This is a genomic window from Rossellomorea sp. y25 (assembly GCF_038049935.1).
Lineage (GTDB): Bacteria > Bacillota > Bacilli > Bacillales > Bacillaceae_B > Rossellomorea.
The window spans coordinates 1,087,180-1,112,012 of sequence record NZ_CP145886.1; the positions used below are offsets into that span (position 1 = coordinate 1,087,180).

Annotated in this window: 23 protein-coding genes and 2 pseudogenes; 22 read left to right on the forward strand and 3 right to left on the reverse strand. The window is 43.1% G+C overall.

The window, feature by feature from the left end; translation table 11 throughout:
• Window positions 1–42 precede the first annotated feature (42 nt).
• Complete coding sequence (locus tag AAEM60_RS05435) at window positions 43–1,302, reverse strand: MFS transporter (RefSeq protein ID WP_341357623.1); 1,260 nt, start codon at window positions 1,300–1,302, stop codon at window positions 43–45.
• Between the two features lie 165 nt (window positions 1,303–1,467).
• On the opposite strand from AAEM60_RS05435, the gene AAEM60_RS05440 reads away from it, so the two are divergent.
• From AAEM60_RS05440 to AAEM60_RS05485, 10 genes and pseudogenes are all read left to right on the forward strand, one after another.
• Window positions 1,468–1,674 carry a hypothetical protein gene (locus tag AAEM60_RS05440; protein WP_341357624.1) on the forward strand — a complete coding sequence of 69 codons (207 nt, stop codon included), beginning with the start codon at window positions 1,468–1,470 and terminating at the stop codon, window positions 1,672–1,674.
• A 48-nt stretch (window positions 1,675–1,722) separates the two neighbouring features.
• Window positions 1,723–2,360: pseudogene (locus tag AAEM60_RS05445) on the forward strand (methyltransferase domain-containing protein).
• 1,075 nt (window positions 2,361–3,435) lie between these two features.
• A complete protein-coding gene (locus AAEM60_RS05450) occupies window positions 3,436–3,837 on the forward strand; it encodes a nucleoside 2-deoxyribosyltransferase (protein WP_341357625.1) in 402 nt (133 codons plus the stop codon).
• Window positions 3,838–3,842: 5 nt separating this feature from the next.
• On the forward strand, window positions 3,843–4,433 hold the full coding sequence (locus tag AAEM60_RS05455) for a kinase (protein WP_341357626.1): 591 nt from the start codon (window positions 3,843–3,845) through the stop codon (window positions 4,431–4,433).
• Window positions 4,434–4,480: 47 nt separating this feature from the next.
• Complete coding sequence (locus AAEM60_RS05460) at window positions 4,481–5,395, forward strand: DMT family transporter (protein WP_341357627.1); 915 nt, start codon at window positions 4,481–4,483, stop codon at window positions 5,393–5,395.
• A gap of 112 nt (window positions 5,396–5,507) precedes the next feature.
• Window positions 5,508–5,690, forward strand: coding sequence for a hypothetical protein (locus AAEM60_RS05465; RefSeq protein WP_299745891.1), 183 nt, complete (start codon window positions 5,508–5,510; stop codon window positions 5,688–5,690).
• A gap of 335 nt (window positions 5,691–6,025) precedes the next feature.
• Entirely contained in the window at window positions 6,026–6,805 is a 780-nt protein-coding gene (locus AAEM60_RS05470; RefSeq protein WP_341357628.1) for an SDR family oxidoreductase, read from the forward strand.
• 128 nt (window positions 6,806–6,933) lie between these two features.
• Entirely contained in the window at window positions 6,934–7,503 is a 570-nt protein-coding gene (locus tag AAEM60_RS05475; protein ID WP_299745897.1) for a TetR/AcrR family transcriptional regulator, read from the forward strand.
• Between the two features lie 49 nt (window positions 7,504–7,552).
• On the forward strand, window positions 7,553–8,485 hold the full coding sequence (locus AAEM60_RS05480) for an NAD(P)H-binding protein (protein WP_299745900.1): 933 nt from the start codon (window positions 7,553–7,555) through the stop codon (window positions 8,483–8,485).
• Between the two features lie 491 nt (window positions 8,486–8,976).
• A complete protein-coding gene (locus AAEM60_RS05485; protein ID WP_341357629.1) occupies window positions 8,977–10,890 on the forward strand; it encodes an ABC-F family ATP-binding cassette domain-containing protein in 1,914 nt (637 codons plus the stop codon).
• Between the two features lie 57 nt (window positions 10,891–10,947).
• Here the strand turns inward: AAEM60_RS05485 and AAEM60_RS05490 are convergent, their stop codons facing one another.
• Complete coding sequence (locus AAEM60_RS05490) at window positions 10,948–11,787, reverse strand: LysR family transcriptional regulator (RefSeq protein ID WP_299745906.1); 840 nt, start codon at window positions 11,785–11,787, stop codon at window positions 10,948–10,950.
• Window positions 11,788–11,890: 103 nt separating this feature from the next.
• Here AAEM60_RS05490 and AAEM60_RS05495 point away from each other — a divergent pair, with 103 nt between their 5' ends.
• The 5 genes from AAEM60_RS05495 (at window position 11,891) to AAEM60_RS05515 (ending at window position 18,002) form a co-directional block, all read left to right on the forward strand.
• Complete coding sequence (locus tag AAEM60_RS05495) at window positions 11,891–12,739, forward strand: sulfite exporter TauE/SafE family protein (RefSeq protein WP_341357630.1); 849 nt, start codon at window positions 11,891–11,893, stop codon at window positions 12,737–12,739.
• A 622-nt stretch (window positions 12,740–13,361) separates the two neighbouring features.
• On the forward strand, window positions 13,362–14,651 hold the full coding sequence (locus AAEM60_RS05500; protein ID WP_299745912.1) for a M20 family metallo-hydrolase: 1,290 nt from the start codon (window positions 13,362–13,364) through the stop codon (window positions 14,649–14,651).
• A gap of 53 nt (window positions 14,652–14,704) precedes the next feature.
• Window positions 14,705–16,315, forward strand: coding sequence for an amidohydrolase (locus AAEM60_RS05505; RefSeq protein WP_341357631.1), 1,611 nt, complete (start codon window positions 14,705–14,707; stop codon window positions 16,313–16,315).
• The gene (locus AAEM60_RS05510) at window positions 16,312–16,533 is read left to right on the forward strand and encodes a DUF3311 domain-containing protein (protein WP_299745918.1); all 222 of its coding nucleotides are present in this window, start codon (window positions 16,312–16,314) and stop codon (window positions 16,531–16,533) included. Before AAEM60_RS05505 ends, AAEM60_RS05510 begins: the two co-directional genes overlap by 4 nt.
• Window positions 16,533–18,002 carry a sodium:solute symporter family protein gene (locus AAEM60_RS05515; protein ID WP_299745920.1) on the forward strand — a complete coding sequence of 490 codons (1,470 nt, stop codon included), beginning with the start codon at window positions 16,533–16,535 and terminating at the stop codon, window positions 18,000–18,002. The genes AAEM60_RS05510 and AAEM60_RS05515 overlap by 1 nt, the downstream gene beginning before the upstream one ends.
• Before the next feature lie 248 nt (window positions 18,003–18,250).
• Here AAEM60_RS05515 and AAEM60_RS05520 read toward each other — a convergent pair.
• Window positions 18,251–18,358 (reverse strand): annotated as a pseudogene (locus tag AAEM60_RS05520) (glycoside hydrolase family 3 N-terminal domain-containing protein); the annotation flags it as partial.
• Between the two features lie 67 nt (window positions 18,359–18,425).
• Here AAEM60_RS05520 and AAEM60_RS05525 point away from each other — a divergent pair.
• From AAEM60_RS05525 to AAEM60_RS05555, 7 genes are all read left to right on the forward strand, one after another.
• Window positions 18,426–19,715, forward strand: a complete 1,290-nt coding sequence (locus AAEM60_RS05525; protein WP_299745923.1) for a spore germination protein — start codon at window positions 18,426–18,428, stop codon at window positions 19,713–19,715.
• Complete coding sequence (locus AAEM60_RS05530) at window positions 19,708–20,781, forward strand: GerAB/ArcD/ProY family transporter (RefSeq protein ID WP_341357632.1); 1,074 nt, start codon at window positions 19,708–19,710, stop codon at window positions 20,779–20,781. The genes AAEM60_RS05525 and AAEM60_RS05530 overlap by 8 nt, the downstream gene beginning before the upstream one ends.
• Window positions 20,778–21,845 carry a Ger(x)C family spore germination protein gene (locus AAEM60_RS05535; RefSeq protein WP_299745929.1) on the forward strand — a complete coding sequence of 356 codons (1,068 nt, stop codon included), beginning with the start codon at window positions 20,778–20,780 and terminating at the stop codon, window positions 21,843–21,845. Before AAEM60_RS05530 ends, AAEM60_RS05535 begins: the two co-directional genes overlap by 4 nt.
• 73 nt (window positions 21,846–21,918) lie before the next feature.
• Entirely contained in the window at window positions 21,919–22,365 is a 447-nt protein-coding gene (locus AAEM60_RS05540; RefSeq protein WP_299745932.1) for a hypothetical protein, read from the forward strand.
• 442 nt (window positions 22,366–22,807) lie between these two features.
• Window positions 22,808–23,641 (forward strand): STAS domain-containing protein, encoded by an 834-nt coding sequence (locus AAEM60_RS05545; RefSeq protein WP_299745935.1) that lies wholly within the window; start codon window positions 22,808–22,810, stop codon window positions 23,639–23,641.
• Window positions 23,642–24,135: 494 nt separating this feature from the next.
• Complete coding sequence (locus AAEM60_RS05550; RefSeq protein WP_299745938.1) at window positions 24,136–24,339, forward strand: hypothetical protein; 204 nt, start codon at window positions 24,136–24,138, stop codon at window positions 24,337–24,339.
• Window positions 24,340–24,460: 121 nt separating this feature from the next.
• Window positions 24,461–24,793: a hypothetical protein gene (locus tag AAEM60_RS05555; protein WP_299745941.1), complete on the forward strand. Its 333-nt coding sequence runs from the start codon at window positions 24,461–24,463 to the stop codon at window positions 24,791–24,793.
• The last annotated feature ends 40 nt before the right edge of the window (window positions 24,794–24,833 follow it).

Here is a 24,833-nt window from a genome sequence, read left to right on the forward strand (position 1 = left end):
TTACTCCCTGGAAAGGGACGGACCTCTCATTAACAAGTATCCTTATGAAAGGGAATTAGAGGTCCGTCCCTCTTTTTTGATCAAGACCACAAACAAACTGGCCAGTACGCAGAATATTCCTGCGAGGAAGAATGCCCAAGTATAGGAGTTGAACAGGTTGAAAATGATCCCGCCGCCAAACGCCGCAACGGCAGCACCAGCCTGATGAGCGGCAAATATCCACCCATAAATGACCCCGCTTTTTGCAACCCCGAAGATCTGCCTTGAAATATTAATGGTAGGCGGTACGGTCGCAATCCAATCCAGTCCGTAAAATACGGAGAAGATGATGAGCAAAGTAACAGACCCTTCAGACAAAGCAAAGGGAAGTAAGACCAAAGAACCTCCTCTTAAGGCATAATACCAAAACAGCAGCCAGCGGTTATCGAAGCGGTCCGAAAGCCAGCCGGATAATGTGGTACCGAAAAGGTCGAATATCCCCATGAAAGATAGTAGTGAGGCAGCCGTCACCAAAGAGATCCCATAGCTTAAACAGTAGGAAACAAAATGAGTCCCAATTAATCCACTGGTGGAAAGACCACATATAAAGAAGCTCCCTGCCAGTAACCAGAATTCCTTTGCTTTTACCGCGAGAAATAACCCGTTGAACGCGATCAGAATTGGATTCTTCCTGGAGTCGCCCTCCTTTTCTTGAAGCCCGTCTTCATCGCCATAGGGCTCGATGCCGATATCTTTGGGTGAGCTTTTCATAAAGAAAGCAATGATGAGAAACATGGTGACGCTAAGAATGATGATGAGGCTGATGGCCCCTCGCCATGTATAGTTTTCTATAATGATTGCTAAGATCGGAAGTAAGATCAACTGCCCCGTGGCGGTACTTGCCGTTAGTATTCCAACTGCAAGGCCCCTGCGTTTTACAAACCAGCGATTTGCGATATAAGGGCTTAAGACTGTTAGGAAAAGAGAAGAACCTAACCCGATAATTATCCCCCAAATCAAAATGAGCTGCCATGGTTGATTCATCACCAAAGTAAGCAACGTTCCCGACAATAATGTTCCCATGGAGATAATCATGATCTTCTTTAAACCGAGCACTTCAATTAACGCTGCCATAAACGGACCGGAAATCCCATATAAAAAGAGACCCACAGCAAACGCAAGAGAAATGACAGATCGGTCCCATCCGAACTCGCTCTCGAAAGGTTCGATGAAGACTCCTGAAGAAGAGCGGACAATTCCGGCTACGATAATCGAGAAGAAGGAAATGGTTAATATTATCCAGCTGTAATGAATTCGTTTCATATTGATCACCTATCCTCATTATATAGTGAGGAGTGAAGGTAAGCTCAACATTTTTAATAAATTAATGATTGAGTTAGGTGAAAATTTTTGAAATAATTGGTAATAAAAGATAAGAGATTAATAGAATCATTTAGTGGCGTCATTTTAAGAATAGGAGGGTTGCAAATGAAACAAAATTTAACCTTGGCCTGGATTGCTTCATGGTTCGCCCTTGTGGTACAGCTGATGTTTTTCATCGGAGTGTCGCTTTTTACAGGAGACTGGCGTTATGTTATGTGGAGTTTCATGGTAAGTATGGCGGTGGGGGTTCCGAGTATGATTCGTACAAGGCACGAACAGAAAAAAAGCAAACCAAGTAAGCTTGGATCATAATACGTATTCCTCTGACCAAGATAGACAATAAAATCAAGAGGTGCAGTAATGAACAATCGTTGGAATGAACGGATGTATAAATATTGGTCTCCAGTATACGATAGGTTTTTTAATTCGGGTGAATTTCTTAAAGCACGGAAAAAGATTTTTTGAAGAAGTGCAGTTTAACGAATATCAAAAGATATTATTTGTGGGTGTAGGTACAGGGGCCGATTTGGAGCTGATTAACCATAAGGTACTAAACATTACAGCAGTTGATTATTCTAATGAAATGCTTGAAAAAGCCAGAAAAAAGTTCCCGGATTCCTCGATTCAATTCTTAAAAATGGATGCACAGAATATGAGTTTTGAAGATCATCCATTCGACGTAGTGATTGGAAGCCTTGTTCTATCTGTCGTACCTGATGCAGATCAGTGTCTCAAGGAAATGATCAGGGTTTTGAAGCAGGATGGTGAGATCATCATCTTCGATAAGTTTTCACCCAAAGGAAGAGCACTTCCGATTTATCAAAAGGTGATCAGGCCGATTATAAGATTATTAGGCACGGATATCGGGTTGAACTTTGAGTTCCTGTATGAAAAATATAAAGGGACATTTATCTGTGAAAGAGGACATACCACTAATGTTTAATGGTATGTATAGAAAGATTGTGCTGAAAAAAACGCTTGAAGGCATATCTAGATAAAAACTATTAAAAAGGGTCTCCTTAAAGTCAGCTTTTACTGATTATTTGGAGACCTTTTTATTTAGTAATTTATTCTTTGGGAGCGCCTTCAAAAACGGAAAAGTTCATTTTGCCAGACCTCTTTAATTTAAAAATCTTTATCTTTTCTTGATTTTCTTCTAAAGAAAAGAATAGTGGCTACAATAAGAATCAAAATGATGGTCATAGGTATAATGACAAATAACGCAGTACCGGTATCACCGATTATTGGAATCACTCCTCTCAAGTGTTTAAACATACTTCTCTATTCCCGATTACTATTTTGATAAAACTTTATGGAACACATTACAAAGAGCCTGAGAAGATTAGGGGAATCATCTTTTTTAACGGCTCTTTTCGTAAAGTGTGTTGCTATTGTAGAGAAGAGTGTACTAGTTGATTTCCGCTCCAGGATGCTCGCTTTCCGCGGGGCTGGCGGTGAGCCTCCGGGGTCTCACCTGTCCAGCTTCGGCGGCTAGCCCCTCGAGGTCATAAGCTAAATGGTCCATGAAGGCAAAGTACGCCTTCCCGGCCCATTCATCTTATGCTTGTCGGGGCTGAGCAAGCCGCCTCCGCTTTTCGGACTGTCCAGCTATTCCCGCAGGAGTCGAGCATCCTGCAGCGAGAATCAACTTTCTAAGCATGTATCCTTAATCGAAAACAATTAAAACAAGCTTTTTAGCAAACAACCTTATTCAAGGGTAGAGATTGATTTGCCTTTTTTGAAAAAGAATTTTTTTCTAGTTACATGGTATTATTGAGTATGTTGAAGCACTGTCACAGAAATTCTGTTAAAGATGGTGAGGGGAACTGCGTAGACTCCTGCGGAAGTACGGGCGTGCCGAGACCCCGTTCGGCTAAGCTGAGGAGGCTCGGCCGAACGCTAGCTGCAAGCGGAGCAGTTCCCCTCACCATCCAGCACACACTAATTGACAGAGCCTTAACAGAGCTTATGTTAAAAAGCAACAATCTTTGCGAAAAGAGCGTTTTTAATAGAAGATTGATCTTTAGAATATTATGGTAAAATCAAGTTATGAATATAAGAAAGGAGACCGACATGAAGTTTTATGTTGCATCAAGCTTTCAAAATATCGATCAAGTACGAGACGTCTGTGAACGTTTGAAAAGAACAGGGTATACCCATACATATGATTGGACTCAAAATAGCAGGACTTCCACAGTTGAAGAGTTAAGAAGGATCGGTGAAAAAGAAAAGCAGGCCATCATCGAATCCGATGTGATCCTTGTGTTGTTGCCTGGGGGAAAAGGGAGTCATGTTGAACTGGGAATAGCTCTTGGGCTGAATAAAAAAGTAATTTTATATTCTCCTAACAATGAAATAAGTGACTTTGCACAGACAACGACTTTTTATCATTTGTCAGAGGTTGAAGTATGTACGGGAAGCGTGGATGAACTATTAGAGTATGCAACTACAGCGAAAAGTCATTTTAAAGGGTGAGAATATTGGAAAACCACGATGATTTAAGGGGAATCATTTCGGCCATTCCATCTCAGGGCAGAACCATTTTAGGAATAGACGGCCTAAGCCGATCCGGAAAAACAACTTTCGTGGAACAACTTAATGAAATCCTGAAAAAAGAAGGGATTGCCTATCATATCTTCCACATCGATGACCACATCGTCGAACGCAATCAACGGTATCATACTGGATCGGAAGAATGGTATGAATATTTCCATTTACAATGGGACGTTCAGTGGTTAAGTGAAAACTTCTTTGAAAGACTGACGCATGACAAGCAACTCAACCTTCCATTTTACGACTCTCACATGGATAACCACGATTGGAAAACGGTTACGCTTCCTAAAACAGGACTCATCATCGTGGAGGGTGTTTTCCTCCAGAGGAAGGAATGGAAAGGCTTTTATCACCACATCATTTTCCTGGATTGCCCCCGGGAAAAGAGATTTATGCGGGAAGCTGAAACGACTAAACAGAATCTTGAAAAATTTGAAAAGAGATATTGGAAGGCGGAGGACTATTATATGGATACCTTTTGTCCAGTGGATAGTGCTGATATTGTTTTGAAGACTTGAAGTTTAGTTGTATAGTATAGTAAACAACCAATTTGGAGGCATAAGGATTGAAATCATCATTCATGACATACACAACATTGTTCCTGGCCGTATTTGCTCTATCCACTTCAGCCATCTTTGTCAAATTGGCAGATGCTCCTGCCACGATCACTGCATTCTACCGCATGCTTTTTGCAGCACTCCTTCTGCTGCAATTCTTAGTATCAAGTAAATCGAACCGGAAAGAATTATCTACCCTTACCAAGAAACAGTGGGGACTCGGGTTATTGTCAGGAGTCTTTCTGGCGACGCATTATGTCTTATGGTTCGAATCCTTACACTATACCTCAGTGGCAAGTTCGACGGTAATCGTCACATTGCAGCCGCTCTTTGCCATGGTGGGAGGCTATTTTCTATTTAAAGAGCGATACCGCTTGGGAGCCCTGATCGGCTGTCTGGTTGCGATCGTCGGAAGCTTCGTAATTGCGTGGCAGGATTTTCAAATCAGTGGAGAAGCATTATTCGGCGACATCCTTGCCTTTATTGCAGCGGGGGTCATCACAGCCTATTTCTTTGTCGGCCAGCATATCCGTAAAAAGCTGTCCCTCATTCCGTATACGATCATCGGGTATGCCAGCAGTTCACTGTTCTTATGGATCTTTGCATTGACACAGGACGTTTCTTTCAGGGATTATTCCTCACAGACATGGTGGTACTTCCTTCTATTAGCCTTGGTTTCAACGATCTTTGGACAAACAGTGTTTAATTGGCTGTTGAAATGGCTGAGCACAACCGTGATTTCTATGGGGATCCTCGGGGAAACGATTGGAACCTGCTTACTCGCTTATTTCATTTTGGGAGAAGTGATCTCACTGCAACAAGGTATCGGAATCGCTCTGATCCTGATCGGCCTGGCCTTGTTTTTGCTGCTTCAGCGACAAAACGTTAAGATTGCAGATGATAAACGAAAGCAACTGGATTGATTGGCGAAAGCTGATACCCTTTATCCCAACACGTTCTATAACATCATGTTTGTCCTACTCCAGGGCATGATTGTGATTAAGAGCTCATATGGTTTAGAAGGGGGTATGTATAATGTGGTGGTTTGTGATCATGATTTCGGGTGTTTTATTATTCGCTTTACTAATCGATCTCAAGCGAAAGAAAAGAAGAAACGACCGGCATGTACAGGGGATTCATCCTTCTACCAAACCTGGTGAAGACCAGAATTACACCATGGGAGGCGGTCATGACTCGGGGAACGGCACAGGACAGTGATGATGGGCAAGGGACCTGTCCCTCCGTCCCGATAACCATAGATTGTCTATTGAAAAAAAATCCATTATACTTCTGATTGAGAGATGTAGACGAAAGGGGATTTGAATCGGACATGTGGACAATCCTGTAATGATGAACGAGATCAATAGACTATGAACCTATCATTTTGACGGGAGAAGTGTGTCTGTTTGACCATCATATACAAGGAGCGCCTGGTGTGATTGAATACCCGACACCTAGAGTGGATACCTTTGTATCTGCTTTTTTTTGTGCCGGGATATATATATCTCTTAGTGACACCTTATAGCTTCCTTTAAAAATAGGAGGAATATGAAATGACCAATCTAAAAGGAAAAGTAGCGATCGTGACAGGAGCAAGTCGTTCAAAAGGAATAGGGGCAGCGACTTGCCGAACACTTGCCAGCGCCGGGGCTGATATCTTTTTTACCCATTGGAGCGCGTTTGATGAGGCTAGTGGAAATGGAGTAGAGAATGAGTTTCCGGAAACCTTTTGTGAAGAATTAAAGCAAATGGGCGTACGTGCCTTTCATATGGAAGTTGACCTGAGTGATAAAGCATCACCGCTTCGAATAATGGATCGAGTGGAAGAGACATTGGGAACACCATGTATTCTAGTAAACAATGCGACATTCGAATCACCTGCCGATTTTCGGACGTTGAATAGAGACATTCTGGATAAGCATTACCATGTGAACAACAGCGGGACGCTCATGCTGACCATGGAGTTTGCGAGGCGATATGAAATAGCCTTTCCTGAAAGAAAAGACGGGCGGATCATCCATATGGTGTCTAAGGGTCCGGATCCCAACAACCTGGCCTATATCGCATCAAAAGGTATGTTGATTGCCATCACTGAGCCATTATCCGTTGGCCTCGCGCCAATCGGTATCACCGTTAATTCGATTGATCCAGGTCCGACTGATTCAGGGTGGATCAATGAAGAGTTAAGGGAACACTTACTACCAATGTTTCCAATGGGACGATTAGGTGAACCTGAGGATGCAGCGAAGTTGATACGATTTCTAGCCAGTGATGATTCCGGATGGATCACCGGGCAGCTGATAAAATCAGAGGGTGGATTTTTGGGTAAGTAGATAAGAGGGACGGACCTCCAGCTTAGAGGAGGTTCGCCCCTCTTTTTGGTAAAAAATCCCTTGACATTACCATCGTAAGCGAAGTACTATTTAATTAAACACTGGTCAATAAAAAGGATGAGAAATGTATGTCACCCAGAAAAGCAGTAGCACAGGAGCTCACGAAGGAAATGGTAATGGCAGCGGCACGGGAGCTTTTTCGGAAGAAGGGTTATCAGCAGGTGTCCATGAGGCAGATTGCGTCCCAGCTTGGATACAGTCACGGCTCCCTCTACTACCATTTCAAGAATAAAGCAGAATTGTTCTATGCCATGATCGAAACCGATTTTAAACTGTTGGATCAATGGCTGGGTGATGTGATGGGTCAAGAAATGGATAACGAAGGGAAATTGAGGGGGATTCTTCTCGCATTCATTCGATTCGGCCTGAGTCATAAAAGCCAGTATGAAATGATGTTCCTGCTTGCGGATGAGGAAGTCAAAAGCTGCGTAAACAAAGGACCGAACGAATCATATGAAAAATTCGCTAAAGCCCTTATTCATCTAAGCGACCAAGAGATCACCATCCAACAGACGTGGTCGATTTTCCTGGCACTACACGGGTTTGTCAGTCATTACTGCCGTTGTGATGAAACCTATGAAGAAGTTGAGAACCTGGCACACTTGCACGTGAATTTTATCCTGAAATCAATAGGATAAAATTTTTTGGATGTATTTGACCAGCGGTTAATTAAAAGGGGGACTTTTTATGAAAAAGGCAACGGTGGTAGGTGCTTCTGGAGGAATGGGGTATGCACTTGTGCTGGAATTGGTCAGCAGGGGTTTAGAAGTCGTAGCATTTGCAAGAGGGAAAGAAAAGTTGTCCAGATTATTTGGAGGTTTGAAGGCTGTGACCATCGAGACTGGGGATGCGGAAAATAAAGACCAGCTTATTCATGCTGCAAAGGACAGTGACATCATCTTTCATGCCATAAACCTCCCTTATGATGAATGGAAACATAAATTAAGTACGATTACGGGAAACATCATTTTTGCAGCGGAACAAAACAGCGCCAGGTTGGCAGTTGTAGACAATATCTACGCCTACGGAAGAAGTGGCGGTACAATGCTGACCGAAGATAGAGAAAAACACCCTCATACACGAAAAGGCAAACTGCGCTTAGAATTGAATCATATGATCAAGCAATCTTCTGTTCCGTCGCTCATCTGCCATTTTCCGGACTTTTATGGACCGAATGCCACCAACACATACATCCATTTCACATTAGAACAGATTTTGAAAAAGAAAAAAGCGGGGTTTGTCGGTCCGAAGGATGTTGTGCGTGAATTCATATTTACTAAGGATGGGGCTAAAGCGATGGTCGACTTGTCCAGTCAGGACGAAGCATACGGACACAATTGGAATATACCTTCCACCGCACCGATAACCGGGAACGAAGTAGAGCAGATCCTAAAAAAGCAGCTCGGTGAAGAGAAGGGGCTTTACTACATCTCAAAATCGATGTTTGCCGTATACTCCCTTTTTGCAGGGAAGGGAATGCGTGAGGCGTTGGAGATGCAGTATATTAACTCGGAACCTACTATTCTATCTGGAGAAAAGATCGATGGATTTATGGGTAAGCGGCAGCACACATCCTATGAACAGGGGATAGCTGAAACCATTGCATTTATGAGGGGTTAATGGGACAAGGGACATGTCCCTCCGTCCCGCCTATTTACAAAATTATGAAAAAGTGAGATAATAAAGAAAATTCCGGGGGAGGGAAAGTAAGTTTATGGAACCAACTAATTGCTAATTATTTAATTTATTTTTAAATTAATACGGATTTTGTAATGAGCGTGAAAGTGCCTATGGAGATAGGTTTATTTGTTATGCTCTTTATGGAGTCAGGGCAATTGGAAGGTAACTTACTTTACTGATATCGGGATGATGATTGATCATAAAGCGTCCAGCAGCGTCTGGATTGTATTAGGCATTGGAATGCGCTTTTTTAGTATGCGCATGATGCTTATACTGCTTTGCGAAAAATCATATACATTGATGATACTGGACCGTAAGAAGAGACCCTCTTCTTACGGTCTTTTTTATTTCACAATTGAATAGGAGTAAAGGTCTTCTTGACCCGTCCATAAACAGCGTAACTTCAATTATGGATGAAAGAAGGAACGCGTATGTTGGAACTGAAATTAAATGGGATAAAAAAATATATGGAAGCGACGCTGGTCGTGGAAGATGTATCGCTGGAAGTATATGAAGGGGATAAGGTCGGAATCGTCGGGGCAAATGGAAGCGGTAAGAGCACAATCTTGAAGCTGATTGCAGGCATCGAGCCGATGAATTACTATCCTGGTTACCCCCAGACATCGAGTCATGGGTATGACGAAGGCCTCATTCATATGTCGAGGGGAGCGACCACTGCCTATCTTGAACAATCGCCTGTGTACCCAACAGGGGTGAAAGTCAGTGATGTCCTTAATCTGGCCTTTGAAGAGATTGACAGAGTCGAGAAACAGATGCGTGAACTGGAAGAGCAGATGACCTTATTACAGGAGGATGAGCTCCAGCGGACACTTACTAAATACAGTGAGCTCACTCAGCTGTTTGAAGTAAAGGGGGGGTATGAACGAGAGGAAAAAATGAGCAGGGTTTGTACAGGGCTGCAGCTTACGGAGAGCTTCTTGGAAAGGGAATTCGACTTATTGAGCGGAGGGGAGAAGACAACGGTCATTCTTGGAAAGCTCCTGATTCACGAGCCGGATATCCTGCTTCTAGATGAGCCGACCAATCATCTTGATATGGAATCCATCGAATGGCTGGAGAGCTATTTGAAGAGCTACAAAGGGATGGTCATCATCGTGTCCCATGACCGCTACTTCCTGGATAACGTGGTCACAAAGATTGTGGAAATAGAGGATATGAGATCGACTTCTTATAAAGGCAATTATTCTTCTTTCATTGATCAAAAGGAAGAGAATATGCGCATTCAATACGAGCATTTCAGAGAACAGCAAAAGAAGATCCATCGCATGGAAAAGACCGTGTTGAGTCTGCGTGACTGGGCCATGAGGGCTGATAATACCAAGTTCTTTAAGAGGGCTTCAAGCGTCCAAAAGAAGCTGGATAAGATGGATCGCATCGATAAGCCAGTATTTGAACGAAGGAATATGAAGCTTGATGTGAGAGCTGCAGAACGATCAGGAAAAGAAACCATCAAGGCAGTGGGGCTTTCTAAACGCTTTGGGGATAAGATCATCTTTAACAACACAGATGTCATGATTCACTTTGGTGAACGAGTAGGCATGCTGGGTCCGAATGGAAGCGGGAAAACCACATTCTTAAAAATGCTTGTAGGGGAAGTGCGGCCGGATGAAGGCGTGTTAGAGTTTGGTGCAAATGTAAAGGCAGCCTATTTACCACAAAACATTGCTTTTAATAATGAGGAAGTCACGGTGCTCGACTGCTTCAGGGAGGATATCTCCATACTTGAAGGAAAAGCTCGGGAATTCCTGGCGAAGTTCATGTTTTACAAAGGCAGTGTCTTCAAGAAAGTAAAGCATCTCTCAGGTGGGGAAAGAATCAGGTTAAAGCTTGCCATGCTGTTATTCCAGGATATCAATTTACTGATACTCGATGAACCGACCAATCATCTGGATATTGATACAATCGAAACCCTTGAGGAAGCTCTCGAAGACTTCAGTGGTACGATTTTCTTCATTTCCCACGATCGCTATTTTATCAATCGGATGGCGGAGAGAATCATTGATGTGGAGGATTATTCTTTGAAGAGCTATCATGGGAATTATGATGAGTATAAACGTGAAAAAGAGAAGGAGGAGAGGAAAGAGTCGATTGATGTAAGGGTTGAGAAACCAGTACAAAAACCTGAAAGAATAAATGAGGAAATAATACAGGCAAAAGTTTTAAAGAGAATTGAAAGACTGGAAAACATGATAAGAGAAATTGATCTAGCCATGGAGACAGGTCATATTGAATACAATGAACTGAATCAACTGTATGGGAGAAAGCTGGACGCCGTTAAAGAATTGGAAGCTGAGATGGAACTGTGGCTGCGATCTAGCGATTGATATTTTAGAGGGACGGACCTTTGCTTCGTGTGGAAGCTGAGGTCCGTCCCTATCTGCTTATGAAGAACTTCCGAGCAACTCTACCAACTCTCTCACAATTGATCCCGCTTCTCCATCTTCAGGGTACACTGAATAAAATGGTCGGTTGATGACGTAAGGGTCAAGGGATACTAGCATTCCTTGGAGCACCTCTTCTTTTACCAAGGAGCTTGATAGAAATGCAATGCCGAGACCCCTTACTGCGAGTTGCTTGATTAAGTAATGACTACTGGCTTCAAGAATTTCTGTCGGTACGATTCGTTCGGATCTCAGAAAATCATCCGCATACTCTCTCGTCCCTGATCCGATTTCCCTGAGGATGAGGGGGGAAGAATGTAAATTCATGCGGCTGCTGGCGAAGAAACGCAGTTCGTCATGGCTGATGACTTCCAGGTGAAAAGGCTCGAGTCCCCGTGTTCCTTCCACAAGGGCGAGGTCGAGTTCTTTGTGATTCAGTGCCTCCACAATGGTTTCGTGATTGTGGGTCATCAGTTGAAGCCGGATGTGTGGATAGAGGATCTTGATCTTTTTGACAAAATCGGGAAGAAGAACGTCACTGACGGTGTGAGTGGCCCCGATCCTTAATTGGATTTCTTCAGTCTTTTGTGTGACCTGTTCCATCGTCCTCCAAAGCTCCAACATCTTCTTTCCTTTTTCAAACACGTGAAGTCCCTCAGGTGTTAATTGAAAAGCCTGATTGGCAGAAGAACGGTAGATGAGTTCAATTCCTAAGGATTGTTCCAATTTCTTGATGTGAACACTGACGGTCGGTTGAGACAAGTTCAGGAATTCACTTGTTTTGGTGAAATGTTGAAGCTGAGCGAGAGTGACGAAGGTTCGAATCCATTCCAGTTGCATAGAACCCCTCCATTACAAAACGTAATCGTCTACATTATTATTATTCATTTCTATTATATCTTAAGGAAAGGTATAATGTGAGACGAAGGAAGTGAACAACAAGATGGAATGGTTATTATTTATCATAGGCGGAGCAGTCATCGGCATCATTTCTGGTTTTTTTGGTATAGGCGGCGGGATAGTTCTCACACCAACCTTACTTGTACTTGGCTATGAACCAAGCCAGGCGATCGTTCTCTCCTTAATGCTGACATTGGGATCGACTGTGACGGGGACAGTGTCACACATTCAATTAAAAAATGTAAATATGAAATTAGCGGTTGTCCTCGGGGGATTCGGAGTGATCGGATCAGTCATCACCGTACCATTTGTGAAGTGGCTCGATTCGATGAATGGAGCTTCCACGGTTATCTCCATTGTCTATATTGGGATATTAAGCTGGTTTTCTTACCAGTTTTTAACTAAACGAAGAAAGGAAGCGCAAGCGAAAGGAGTATCTGCAACTCCCTTTATCGGTATCTTCACCGGTATCATCTCTTCACTTATGGGGGTCAGCGGTGGATTTGTCATGACTCCGCTCCTCTCGAAATGGCTGAAGCTTGATCTCACCAAATCGATTGGAACCAGCATATCGGCAGCCTCGATCATCGTATTATCAGGGATCGGCTCGTACATGTATGCGGGGGAAGCACTCGATTACCGTCATGGAATCATGCTGATCATCGGAACCTTGATCGGAACCCCGATCGGCTCCATCCAGCTGAAACGATTCTCAGACGTTACCGTCAAAAAGATGCTTGCAGTTTTGTACATGGTGGTCGCAGTAAGCGTCATTTTTAAGATGTTATCAATTTCCTCTATCTCACTCGGACTGATCCTGGCATCCGTGCTCGTATTCTTTGGGATGCTGATTTATTCGCAGCAACGAACAAAGAGAGCAGAAAATTATTGATGGTTAAAAACAGAAAGTCGGTTGAGCACGCCAAGCGGTTAACCACGTTTGTAGGTCTGACGATGATATGCATATCGAAGTAGAGAGGTCATTCGCATAGCGAGTGGCCTCTCTATTTTTTTGCTGCGCTTAATGAAGTTTTTTTGCAATTTATGTAAATCAGCTGGATTTTTTTCGAAAACGGCCGGATTATCAACAGAAACGGCCGGATTTATCAGGATTTCGGCTGGATTTTCGTGAAAAACGGCCGGATTTATACTCATTTCGGCCGGATTATCTTCATCATGGCAAGTAATTGGCAAGCAGGACAGGGAACTTGTCCTAATAAATGTATCTGTTCTTGCGAAAACGCCTATGTAAATCTCTTCATTTTCAAAAGTCAGGCAGGATTAAGTGAAAATGTTCTAGAAACTAGTCTAAATAAGGGAGTGGAAGTCGAAAGGGGGTTGGTGTCCGATATTCATTGAATAGAAGACTCTACTAATTTTTCTGAAATTTCATTCTATTTGTCATTCTGTACGGATCACAGGATCTTTTATAGACAAAGTGTCTAATGATAAACAGGCTTTTTCAAAATAAACTAAAGTTAAGGCTATAAAATATGTAAGCAAAGGATGATTCTATGTCAATCAATCGAGAAAGATTAAAGCGTCATCTAGAGGAGTTAGCTGAAATCGGGAAGATCGGGGAGACAGGCGTTTGCCGTTTGGCCCATTCCAAGGAGGATCGCCAGGCAGTGGAAGTGGTGAAAGGCTGGATGGAGGAGGCGGGTTTGACGGCCAGGATTGACGGCTTCGGAAATTTGATTGGAAGGATAGAAGGTGCCGACAAGGATAAGCCGATCCTTATGCTGGGCTCACACATTGATTCTCAGCCATATGGCGGGAGGTTCGACGGGACTGCAGGTGCACTGGGAGCGATCGAAGTCATTCATAGTATGAAGGACAATGGAATCGTCCCGGACCGGAGCATTGAAGTGGTTTGTTTTTCCGATGAAGAGGGCTGCCGGTTTAACAAAGGAGTATTTGGAGTCCGGGCTATAGCCGGGATGCTTGAGGAAGGCGAACTGGACCGTAAAGACAAGCAGGGTGTGACGAGAAGAGAGGCGTTGAAGGAATTCGGGGTCGAGCCGGATGTAACCGCAAGTCCTGTTTACCAAAAAGGTGATATCGCAGCGTTTCTGGAGTTACATATTGAACAGGGGCCGGTCCTTGAGGAAAAGGGAAAACCAGTCGGAATTGTTTCAGGCATCTCCGGACCGATCTGGCTGACCGTTACACTAGAAGGATTCGCGGGCCATGCGGGTTCGGTGCCGATGACGATGAGGCAGGATGCCCTTGTCGGTGCGTCGGAAATCATCCGGAAATTCGATGAGCTGGTTAAAAGAGAAGGAACCGGAACCACAGTAGGAACGGTAGGCAGTATGCAGGTGTTCCCGAACTCAAGAAACATCATTGCCGAAAAGGTGGAGTTTACCGTGGACCTTCGTGATATAGATGTTGAAGCACGTACGAAACTGGAGGAAAAACTCTATCAAATCATCGAGGAGACGGCAATCAGTTACAATCTTAAATACGAGATTAAAGAAGATACCCGGAGTGAACCGAGATATTGTGCAGACTGGATCAAGGACATTATGAAGGAGGAGGATGAAAAGCTTGGACTGGATTCACCGACCTTAATGAGCGGCCCTTTCCATGATGCCTTATTCATGTCCTATATCAGTGATTACGGGATGATCTTCATACGCTGTGAAAAAGGCATCAGCCACAATCCAATGGAGTATGCCGAGATGGATGATGTGGAAAAAGGAGTTCAGCTCCTATACGCGACAGCATTGCGTGTTTGTAAGGGACATGGGGACAGGCACCTTGTCCCAAAAGACGGCTCTGCTGCTGTTCATGATAAGTAAGAGAAGGCTGGGACGAGGGACCTGTCCCTCTGTCCCATTTGGGAGGTGATCGTTTGAGAGCGACGATGCTCTTCGTAAACGGAGAAGTGGTTACTGTGAATTCTGAATTTTCCGTGAAAGAGGCGGTTGCCATTCAGGATAATAAAATAATCGCGGTCGGCACGGATGAAGAAATTCTATCATTTGCAGGTGAAGGAACGAAGATTGTGAATTTGGAGGGAAGAAGTCTCTTGCCCGGCTTTATTGATGCTCATGCCCACCTCGAACTTTATGGAACCAATAGGCTCGGGGTGAACGGCAAGGAGGCAGGAAGTATAAAAGAGCTCCTCGGGAAGTTGAAGGAGAGAGTACGATTAACTCCAAAGGGGGAATGGATCCGGGGCTGGGGTTATAACCAGAATACCCTTAAAGAGGGAAGGCACATAACTCGGTGGGATCTTGATCAGGTTTCCACCGAACACCCGATCATTGTGGTCCGGACATGCGGGCACATATCGTGCGTGAATACGAAAGCGCTGGAGCTTGCGGGTATTCATCCTGAAACAGAAGATCCGAATGGAGGGAAATATGTACGGGAAAACGGCGAATTAACCGGATTGCTGCTGGAAGCTGCCCATATGAACATGTTTCTTACAGCCAATTATTCTGAGGATGAGGTGCAGCAGGGATTGTCCCTCGCTTCCCAGGATTATTTAACAAAAGGAATTACGAGTGTCCATGATGCCGGGGGATATGGACCTGAACATATTCGGTTCCTTCAAAAAGCAGTAAGAGCAAAGAGAGTTAAGCAGAGGGTATACGCACTTTACGGTTCGCTGCATGATTCTGTAGAAATGGTGGAGAAAGGCCTGGTAAGCGGAATAGGGACAGGCCTTGGGGATGAGTGGATGAAAATCGGGCCTGCCAAAGTGTTTATCGACGGAAGCAGCAGTGGCCCTACAGCCAAGACGAGGGAGGCCTACACGAGCAATCCAAATGACTCAGGCATTTTATATTTGAACCAGCATGAATTAAACGGGTCCCTCGGAAAAGCGCATGAAGCGGGGTGGCAAATCACCGCACATGCCATCGGGGACAAAGCGGTTGAAATGATGATTGAAGCCATTCGCCATGCTCTTGACCTACACCCCCGTGAAAACCATCGTCACCGCATTGAACATTCCGGCATGACACCAGCAGACCTCATTTACCGGATAAAAGAGTTTGATATTGTTCCGATACCAAACCCAGCCTTCATTTATGAATTCGGCGACGGCTACGTGAAAGATTATGGAGAACGGGTCGACGTCATGTTCCCCTTAAAGAGCTTTTCAGAAGCGCAGATTCCTTTTGCAATCGGATCTGACAGCCCGATCACCGCCGTGGATCCGCTCCAAGGGATTTATTCAGCTGTCACTCGCATGAGTAAATCCGGTGAAGTGATAGGGACCGGACAACGAATCACCCTAGAGGAAGCGATTAAGGCCTATACATGGAACGGTGCATATGCGAGCTTTGAAGAACCCATAAAAGGCAGCATCGAAGCAGGGAAGCTCGCCGATCTGGTTGTGTTGAATGAGTCGATTTTACACTGTGAACCTGAAAGATTACGAGAGTTAAAAGTAGAGTTAACGATCCTTGATGGGAAAGTGGAATATGCAGCAAAAAAGGAGGGTGTTTTATGAGTAAAAGCGCGTTTACGAAAATCTATTGCTTGTCTCTGATTTTACCGTTTCTTCTATTGATCTTCCCCTTGTTTTCAATTGGAAACAGGGCAACCCCGATCATCATGGGGCTGCCGTTTTCGATATTCTGGGTGATTTTATGGATTATCATTACCTTTCTAATCGTTCTTATACTCTATCGGATCGATCCAGACAAAGATGAAGAGGAGGTCCATTAATGGCAGATTGGCAAATTGCAATGATCATGATGATCGGCTATCTTGTGATTGCATTAGTAGTTGGTGTGATGGCAGGAAGAGGTCATGATAAACATTCATTAGATGAGTTTACCGTTGCTGGCGGAGGTCTCGGCTTGGTTGTGATGTGGTTCCTGATGGGAGGGGCTGTGTTCAGTGCCTTTTCATTTCTCGGCGCTCCAGGGTGGGCATATTCCAAAGGAGCACCCGCACTTTATATTTTAACTTATACCGCTTTTGCGATTCTCCCATGGTACATCATCGGTCCGAAAATCGGGAAAATCGGTCGTAAATTCAATATATACACGGTTTCCGGCTTTATGAAAAAACGTTACGGAGGTAAGACGCTTCCTATCTTAATTGGGGTCATTGCGTTACTCGCCTCCATTCAATACCTAGCCACGCAGATGAAAGGGATGGCCTACATCTTCAATATCATGACTGAAGGACGTATTCCTCTTTGGCTTGGAGCCCTGCTCGCGTATGGAATCGTAGTCGTCTATGTTGCAACAGGTGGATTGCGGGCAGCGGCATGGTCTGACGTGTTCCAGGGGATCTTAATGATTGTCATCTCGTGGGTAGTCGGCCTTGCGATTGTGAATAAGCTCCACGACAGCGTGGGTGGGATGTTTACCAACCTCGTTCAGGACAACCCTGCCTTTTTTGAAATCGGGAATGAAGGGTCTACCATGTCAGGGACAGCTTATACGACCACGATTCTTGTATCTCTCATAGGGTTCTTAATGTGGCCACACCTATTTTCAAAGTCATACGCCTCCAATGCACGAACGATTAAGAAAACCGTATTGGTGTATCCGATCTTTGCCCTGTTCCTTATCCCACTATTATTTGTTGGCTTTTCGGCAGTGAATGTCGTCAATCCAGCTGACATTGGAGCACCGGATGAAATTCTTCCTTACCTGATCACCACCGTCCTTAGCCTTCCCGGCTGGGTTTACGGGCTTGTAGGTGCAGGAGCGTTAGCAGCAGCCATGTCTACGGCAGATGCCATCACCCACAGTGCTTCGCTGGAATTTACGGACGGGGTCATTAAGAATGTAAAATCGGACCTTTCTGATAAAACCACATTGCTTCTGATGAGAATCGGTGTGTTTGTTGTCGGAGGGCTTGCTTACTTTATCACCGTATTCGGGGGGCAGGGGCTCATCGCCCTATTGCTGGGAGCCTATGGTTCCATCGTTCAATTCGCACCCGGTGTATACGGAGCCCTCTATTCGAAAAGGGTGACCGGCCCGGCTGTGATCACGGGACTCGTCGTAGGTACATTTGTAAACTACTATTACCAGCTAGTCGCAGAAACCACGCCTTTCGAAATACATGCAGGTATCCTTGGATTGATCTGCAACATCGTCATTGTCATAGCTGTCAGTGCTTTCACCCAGCAAAAGAGTATCAGGATTGCTGAGGAGTATCGCAATATCGGATCCTAACAGGAACCTTGTTATTCCGGGAAAGCTGACGTGTGTTTTCTTTCCGAAAAAACTCCAACACAAAATCTTAAAAAAAGCCAAGAATGCTATTGGATCAGCATTCTTGGCTTTTTGACTTTGATTATTTTTCTGATTATACCTTATTAGACAACCATTTTTTTATCGCTGGATTCTCTTTTTAATGGACTCAATCGAATGATTAAGCTTCGTTAAGTCAACCTCTCCTGTTTGAATAACCTCCAGTTTGCCGGAAGCTCAAGGTGTGAATCTACGGAAGTATCCCCGTGGCCAGGGAAGTGCTTGATGGTTGAAAGGGTTTGCTCGGATTGACCTTTCATTGTTTGGATCCCTAGTTCCATATACATATTCACCTTAAATTTGGGGACAGTAATCAAGAGATATGTATAGAAGGAGTCTATTATAATGGATTCATATTTATTGGAGATGAAGGCATCAATAGGGGACAATGATGATTTCTTTCAGGTGCATCAAGATTTTGGTGAATCTCGCTATTTATTGTCAGGGCTTAAAAGTCTTATAGATGTACAGAAAACAATCCAGGTAATCGAAGATCGAGTCATATCAGGGACGATGGGTGAATTGCTTCATGATGGAGAGGAAGTCATCGAAGCGATTTTGGAAGGGAAGCTGATCATCTCAAGAGTTGAGGAAAATGGGCCTTTCTTCAGGATGGACCCGGTTGCAAAGGCGCTGAATCGTTCAATCGAGCCTCCTATCAATGAAAATACCCTACAAGGGCCATTGAGTTCTTTCAATGAAGACATCGATACAAATATTGGGATTATCCGCAAACAGGTCGTTTCAAAAGACTTGCAGATAAGATCCTTCTCAGGAGGGGGTGTAGAGAAAAGAACGCTTTCGGTAGTGTATCGTAAGGATAGCGCAGATGTGGATTATGTGAGCAGGGTCGTCCACCAGATCACATCAAATATGGATCAATCCCTTCATACCATACAAGATGTGACGAAGATGTTAGGATTGTCGACCCGAACCCTGATTTCTCCCTTCAACACAACAGAGGCGCCCCAAGAAGTATACAGGAGCCTGCAAAAAGGAAAACTTGTATTATTTCTGGATCGAATACCTTTTGCTCTTATTCTTCCAAGCGATTTCTGGGATATGTTCTTCCTTGAGAATGATCGGAATTTCTCTTTCCCTATCATGGTTTCAGTGAGGTTGCTCAGGATTATCGGTACATTGCTTGCCCTTGTTTTACCAGGGCTGTATGTAGCATTGGTCGCTGTCAATCCTGAGATGCTCCGTATTGAATTAGCATTATCCGTTGCTCAGACTCGTGAAGGTGTCCCTTATCCGGCATTTGTTGAGACCATTTTCATGCTTCTTATTCTTGAATTAATATTGGAGGCGAGTATTAGGCTTCCGAAAAGCATCGGTCCTACCATTACAATGGTAGGAGGGATCATTCTGGGTCAGGCCGTAGTCGAGGCGAGATTAGTAAGCAATTTACTGATTATCATCTTAGCCGCCACTACGATTGCCAACTCTACCATCATTGGATTTCAAAATTCCATCTCCATCCGAATCTTTAAATATCTTATCTTGATTCTTTCTTCGATTTTTGGGGTATTCGGCATATTGGCAGGAATATTCTTAGTTTGTGCATACTTAGCGGGGATAAGCACTTTTGGGGTGCCTTACCTCAAGATTAAAGGAGTTAGTAATAGTGGATAGAAGCTTGTATGTTGTCATTATGTACATTTTAACCCACATAGGCCTTATTCTGTTTTTGTATCCTAGTAATATCATTGAAAGCTCATCTCAAGGACATTGGATTCCGATCATTATCGGAGTCATCGTACATTTCATTATTTTATTCTTGCTTTTGACGGGGCTTGATCGTTTTCCGCAACAAGATATCATCACCATTTATCTGCGTGAGGGAAAGTTGATGACATTCATTTTTCTGTTCCCCGCTCTCCTCTATTTTTTAATGGCTAACATCATAACAGTCCGGGCGTATTCAGAAGTCGTTACCATTGTGTTTCTATCAAACACTCCCATCTGGGCGATCATGGCATTGCTGCTTATCTTATCATGTTATTTAGCTATTAAGGGAGTAGAAGCCATCTTTCGTACAGCTATACTTCTCTTCTTATTATTATTCCCGTTGGTTTGCTTCATATTGGTGGTTGCGTTTCAGAACGTGGATTGGCACTATGTATATCCCTTATGGAATGAAGATTTTTCTTTTTTGACTGACTCCTCTTACCATAGAAGCTTCTTTGCCATTGGTGGTGTATTTCTGTTTATTGGGTTTGTAAGGCCGGTCCTTCCCTATAAGAGCAAAAAAGTTTTGCTTGCTGCGGTTGCACTTATTCCCATCTTTATCATATCTGTATATATACCCGTCCTTACATTTGGCCAGGCAACAGCATCTACATTTATGTTCCCTTTCATCATGACAGTGGATGCCATCAATTTGACATGGCTTATGTTTGATCGACTCACCATGTTTTTCTTACTAAGTATAGTGATTTATATATTGTTGTTTATATCACTCGTATTATGGATGAGTGTAAAAATAATAAATAAATGTGTGCTTCCAACCATGAAATCATCTTATTTAGTAATATCGGTTTCACTCATCATTTACATCATTTGTTTGTGGATTCCAAATTGGAGTGACGTTGAACAGCTCTTTAAATGGAATACTCCCCTAAGATTTTATGTCATCTTTGGAGTTCCAATTTCAATTTGGTTTCTTGGTGTAAGAACAAGGAAGGAGAATGCAAGTTGAGGTGTAAAAAAGCGGTGATCTGGCTTTCTCTCTTATTCTTGGTTTTCATGATGAGTGGCTGTTGGGATACCAGAGATATTAATCATCGGGTGATGCCCGTTGTCTTGGGGATATCCAAGGATAGTGACCAATATAAAGTCTTTCTGCAGATTCCCCACCCTCAGCAGGATATGATACAAACGAAAGTGGTTGTTGGTGTTGGTGAAACGATTAATGAAATTGTAGATGATATCAGTGCTGACATGGAAAGCAGTGTCGATTTGCTTCACGTAAAGGTAATTGTCATCGATCGACTTCTTGCAGAAGAAGGTGTGAAGGACCTTATTTCAGGTATTATGAGGTCGAGGGATGTATCTTCAAAAGCATTGGTTGCCATTTGTAACGACGATATTGACCGATTTTTCGAAAGTATGGAGAAAAACACCTCTCCGCGCGGGACGACTCTGTTGGATTTCTTTGAAAAGAATGCCGGTTGGGACCCTCAGGTTGCTTTAACCAGAGTTTGGGAAGTTTATAGAAGTATTCACTCTTATACCCGGGACGTGGCCATCCCGATGCTCTGTCTTGGAGAGACGACGTTAGTGGACCATGTGGGGTCAGCGGTGATAAAGAACGGAAAAATGGTAGAAGAAATCAACCCTAATGAAACCCTTCTTTATAATGCATTTAAGGGAGAAAGCACTGAAGGGAAAATAGAGGTGCTCAATGAAGGAAGTGTCTTGATCTTAGGAAATACGATTGAACATACAAGTGAGGTGCGGAAAGAACCGTTCTTATATTCCAAAATAAAGTTAGATGTCATGATACTGGAAACAAAAGGAGATCCTACAGAGAAAATGATTGAAAAGGGATTGGAAAAGCTTCTGACAGATCGTTTGAATAAGATGTTCTCGAAGCTACAGAATAGTGAGGCGGATATTCTAGGACTTGGCCAATTATTCAGAAAAGAAATACCGAGGATGGACTTAAAGGAGTGGAGATCGAAGTATTATCAAAACTTGTCCACAGACTTTGTAGTTGATGTCGATATCCGGAATTCCGGGAATTTAAAGAACCCCGGTTAAGTACATAATTTTCTTGTGTTTCAGCAAAATAAGGAGAAGTATTCTTTTTAACCGACAAAGGGGTTGTTTCAGCTTGATATTAGTATGGGGACTTATTCTTTTTTTAGTCATTGCACTGATGTTCGTGCCAAAGAGGTTAACACTTAGGGAAAATCTTATCATGTTTCCGTTCGTTGGTTATTTTGGTGCGTTGGCACATGTTCTGGTAGGGCTTATGTTGGATTATGTAGATTTTGGACCAACCAAAGGTGTGGAAGTTTCCGATTTTGCACTGGTGGCCTTTGCTCCCTCGTTTATTGCGCTTTTATACTTGAATATTATGAAACCGGATAAGCCATTGTTTTATGTGCTCATTTGGACAGTACTCTCGTTCTTTATAGAACTGTTGCTGAGTTTTAACGGTTATATGAAACATCTAGAGTGGAAAATATGGTACTCGCTCCCCGTTTATTTAGTGGCATTCCTTACGCTGCATTGGTTCTTTCAACATGTAGTCCGAAATGGTTCTAAGAGTTCGTAGATATTGAGGAAATGGTAAAGTAATTTACTAATTAATAAAGAGGAAAGATGGGGAAGTCTTTCTTATTGCACACATTCTTTTCTGTTTTTATTTATCCCCTACTAATCTTTTTCTGACAATGCGATTTCCGACCAGCTTTTTCATCAGGGCACATCCCTTATTTTCCCAAAGGGATAGTGTACTTTTTTATGAAAATATGCAACCTTTCAAGGTCAAATCAATCATAATTTTGGAAAAACATAGAAAATAAAATGGTCCTTGTACACCATTTGTTCAACTTTTTCTTCCCTTTCGTTCAAGGAAATAGTACATTACTCTTATAGGCATATGAATAAGTCATTTAGGGTATAGGCAACTAAGATAGTCTTATACATTCCTGCCCGTCAGGATCATGGCTTATGAACTGATCACAATATCTTGTCTTATAGAAAGTAGGTCGAATATGCAGGTAGAGGAAAAATTTTATGAATTTATGAAAGAACGTACGTGGAAACTGACGGAGAATTGGTATGAATCCCTTGATAAAAGTGATGTCTCAGGCGTTTATTCTTCAACTGATCCACAGGTCATCCTAACGTTGAAGCGCCAAAATCACGAATTTCACGAACGTTTTTGTCTCCTTTTTAAAGATATAGGGCAGGACGCACTATGTAATTTCGCTGAATGGATCGAAGAAATTGCAAAAGATGAAGAGCACTTACAAACCCCAACTCACTATATACTGAGGGAATTCTTCAGAACCCAGGATCAATATTTGGAGATTTTGAAGGAATTTGAACGCCTGTATGGCACTGATTATCCAGCGGAGAGAATCGATTCATTCAGAGAGTTGATCATTAAAACCTTTGGTCTTGTCATTTCCAAGTTTGCAGAAGAAAATTACGAGTATGCCCAAAGGCGTTTGAAGGCACAGCAGGAAATGATCAAAGAATTGAGTTCACCTGTCATCTTAATCGATAAAAAGACAGGGGTGCTGCCTCTTGTCGGTGATATCGATACAGGAAGGGCGAAGTATATCCTCGAGAATACACTGGCCGAATGCGTCGATAAAAATGTTGAGCACTTGTTTATTGATTTATCAGGTGTCATCATGGTGGACACGATGGTTGCTCATCAATTATTCCAGATAATGGAGAGTTTGAACTTAATTGGTGTGAAAAGTTCAATCTCCGGCATTCGCCCGGAAATTGCCCAAACCGCTATTCAACTTGGTATATCATTTGAAAATATTTCTGTCACTTCGACTCTTGAGCGAGCATTGAATGAGCAACGGTAGAAGCGATTTAATGAGCGGTTACTCTGTAATCGCTCGTTTCTTTTTATTCTATAAAACAAATTGTTTAAAACCATTCTATAAAGGTAATTACCACCATCATAGAGTGAATTTGGAAAAAACGCCCTTGGGGAATTCACCTAAAAGGAGGGGCAGCAATATGCAATTTGTCAAAATGATTCGATTTTCCCAAAATGGATTTACCTGTGGTACGCCTCAGTCCGACTCTAATTATAATCGGAGAGAGCCCATTTTTATCAATCGGGAGATCGACAATCTGTTTCATAAAGGTCAATCGATTTATATGTCGGAAATGATCCGACCGCGAAGTACTGATCGGCAATGGTCAGGATGTTTCTGTTATTTAGAAGAGTTCACACAGGTGGCTTCTGAAAATCGTCATATAGGCTTCCTCCCCAGGGAAAGCTTGATATGGGCTAGAAATAAGAGCCATCTTGGGGGGGGTTCCGTACTTTAGCCTCTCAGGTGAATCATGGTTGAAGAGAGTGACGGAGGATGACAACACATGGGTGAAAATGAGGGTAGAGGATGCTCTGGAACGAACCCATCTTTGGAAGAAAGAGCATGGTTCGGTTCCTGGGTGGATTACGGAATGCTTCCTGGTGGAGGAACAGGTGAAACGTCTTGTCTATCCTTCTGCTAAAGAGAGAAAGATGGAATTCTGGTTAATAAAAAATTAAGCATACAGGAAGTCATGAATGTCCCATTTTTCTGTTATACTACATAGTAGTTGATCTTAATCTAAAAAAGGTTGAAGTGTCGCGTTTTTCGTTCACTTTCTATGTAAAAGGGGAATTCACTTTGAAATTCGAAGATATTAATCCAGAATTAGTGGAATTATGCCGGACATCAGATCCGTTTCATATGGCAGAATCGGTGATCGGAGACCGATTAAGAGGATTGGATACCCTGTCGTTAAAGTCTATCGAGCGTAAAAAGGCCCTTCCTAAAGACGTGGTCAACCTCTTGATCATCTATTTCTTCTCAGAGGTAAAAGGCACGGTCTACCACAGGAATGCCCTTTCTAAGTTATATAATCATTGGGTCTCTAACGAAGTGTTTACTTTCTCTAAGGCCAAAAAGATGATCGAGCTGGACATGCATGAGCAGCTTGGTGAAATCGACCGTTCATAGATATGCATAAGGTCTGGACCATTGGGATCCAGACCTTTTC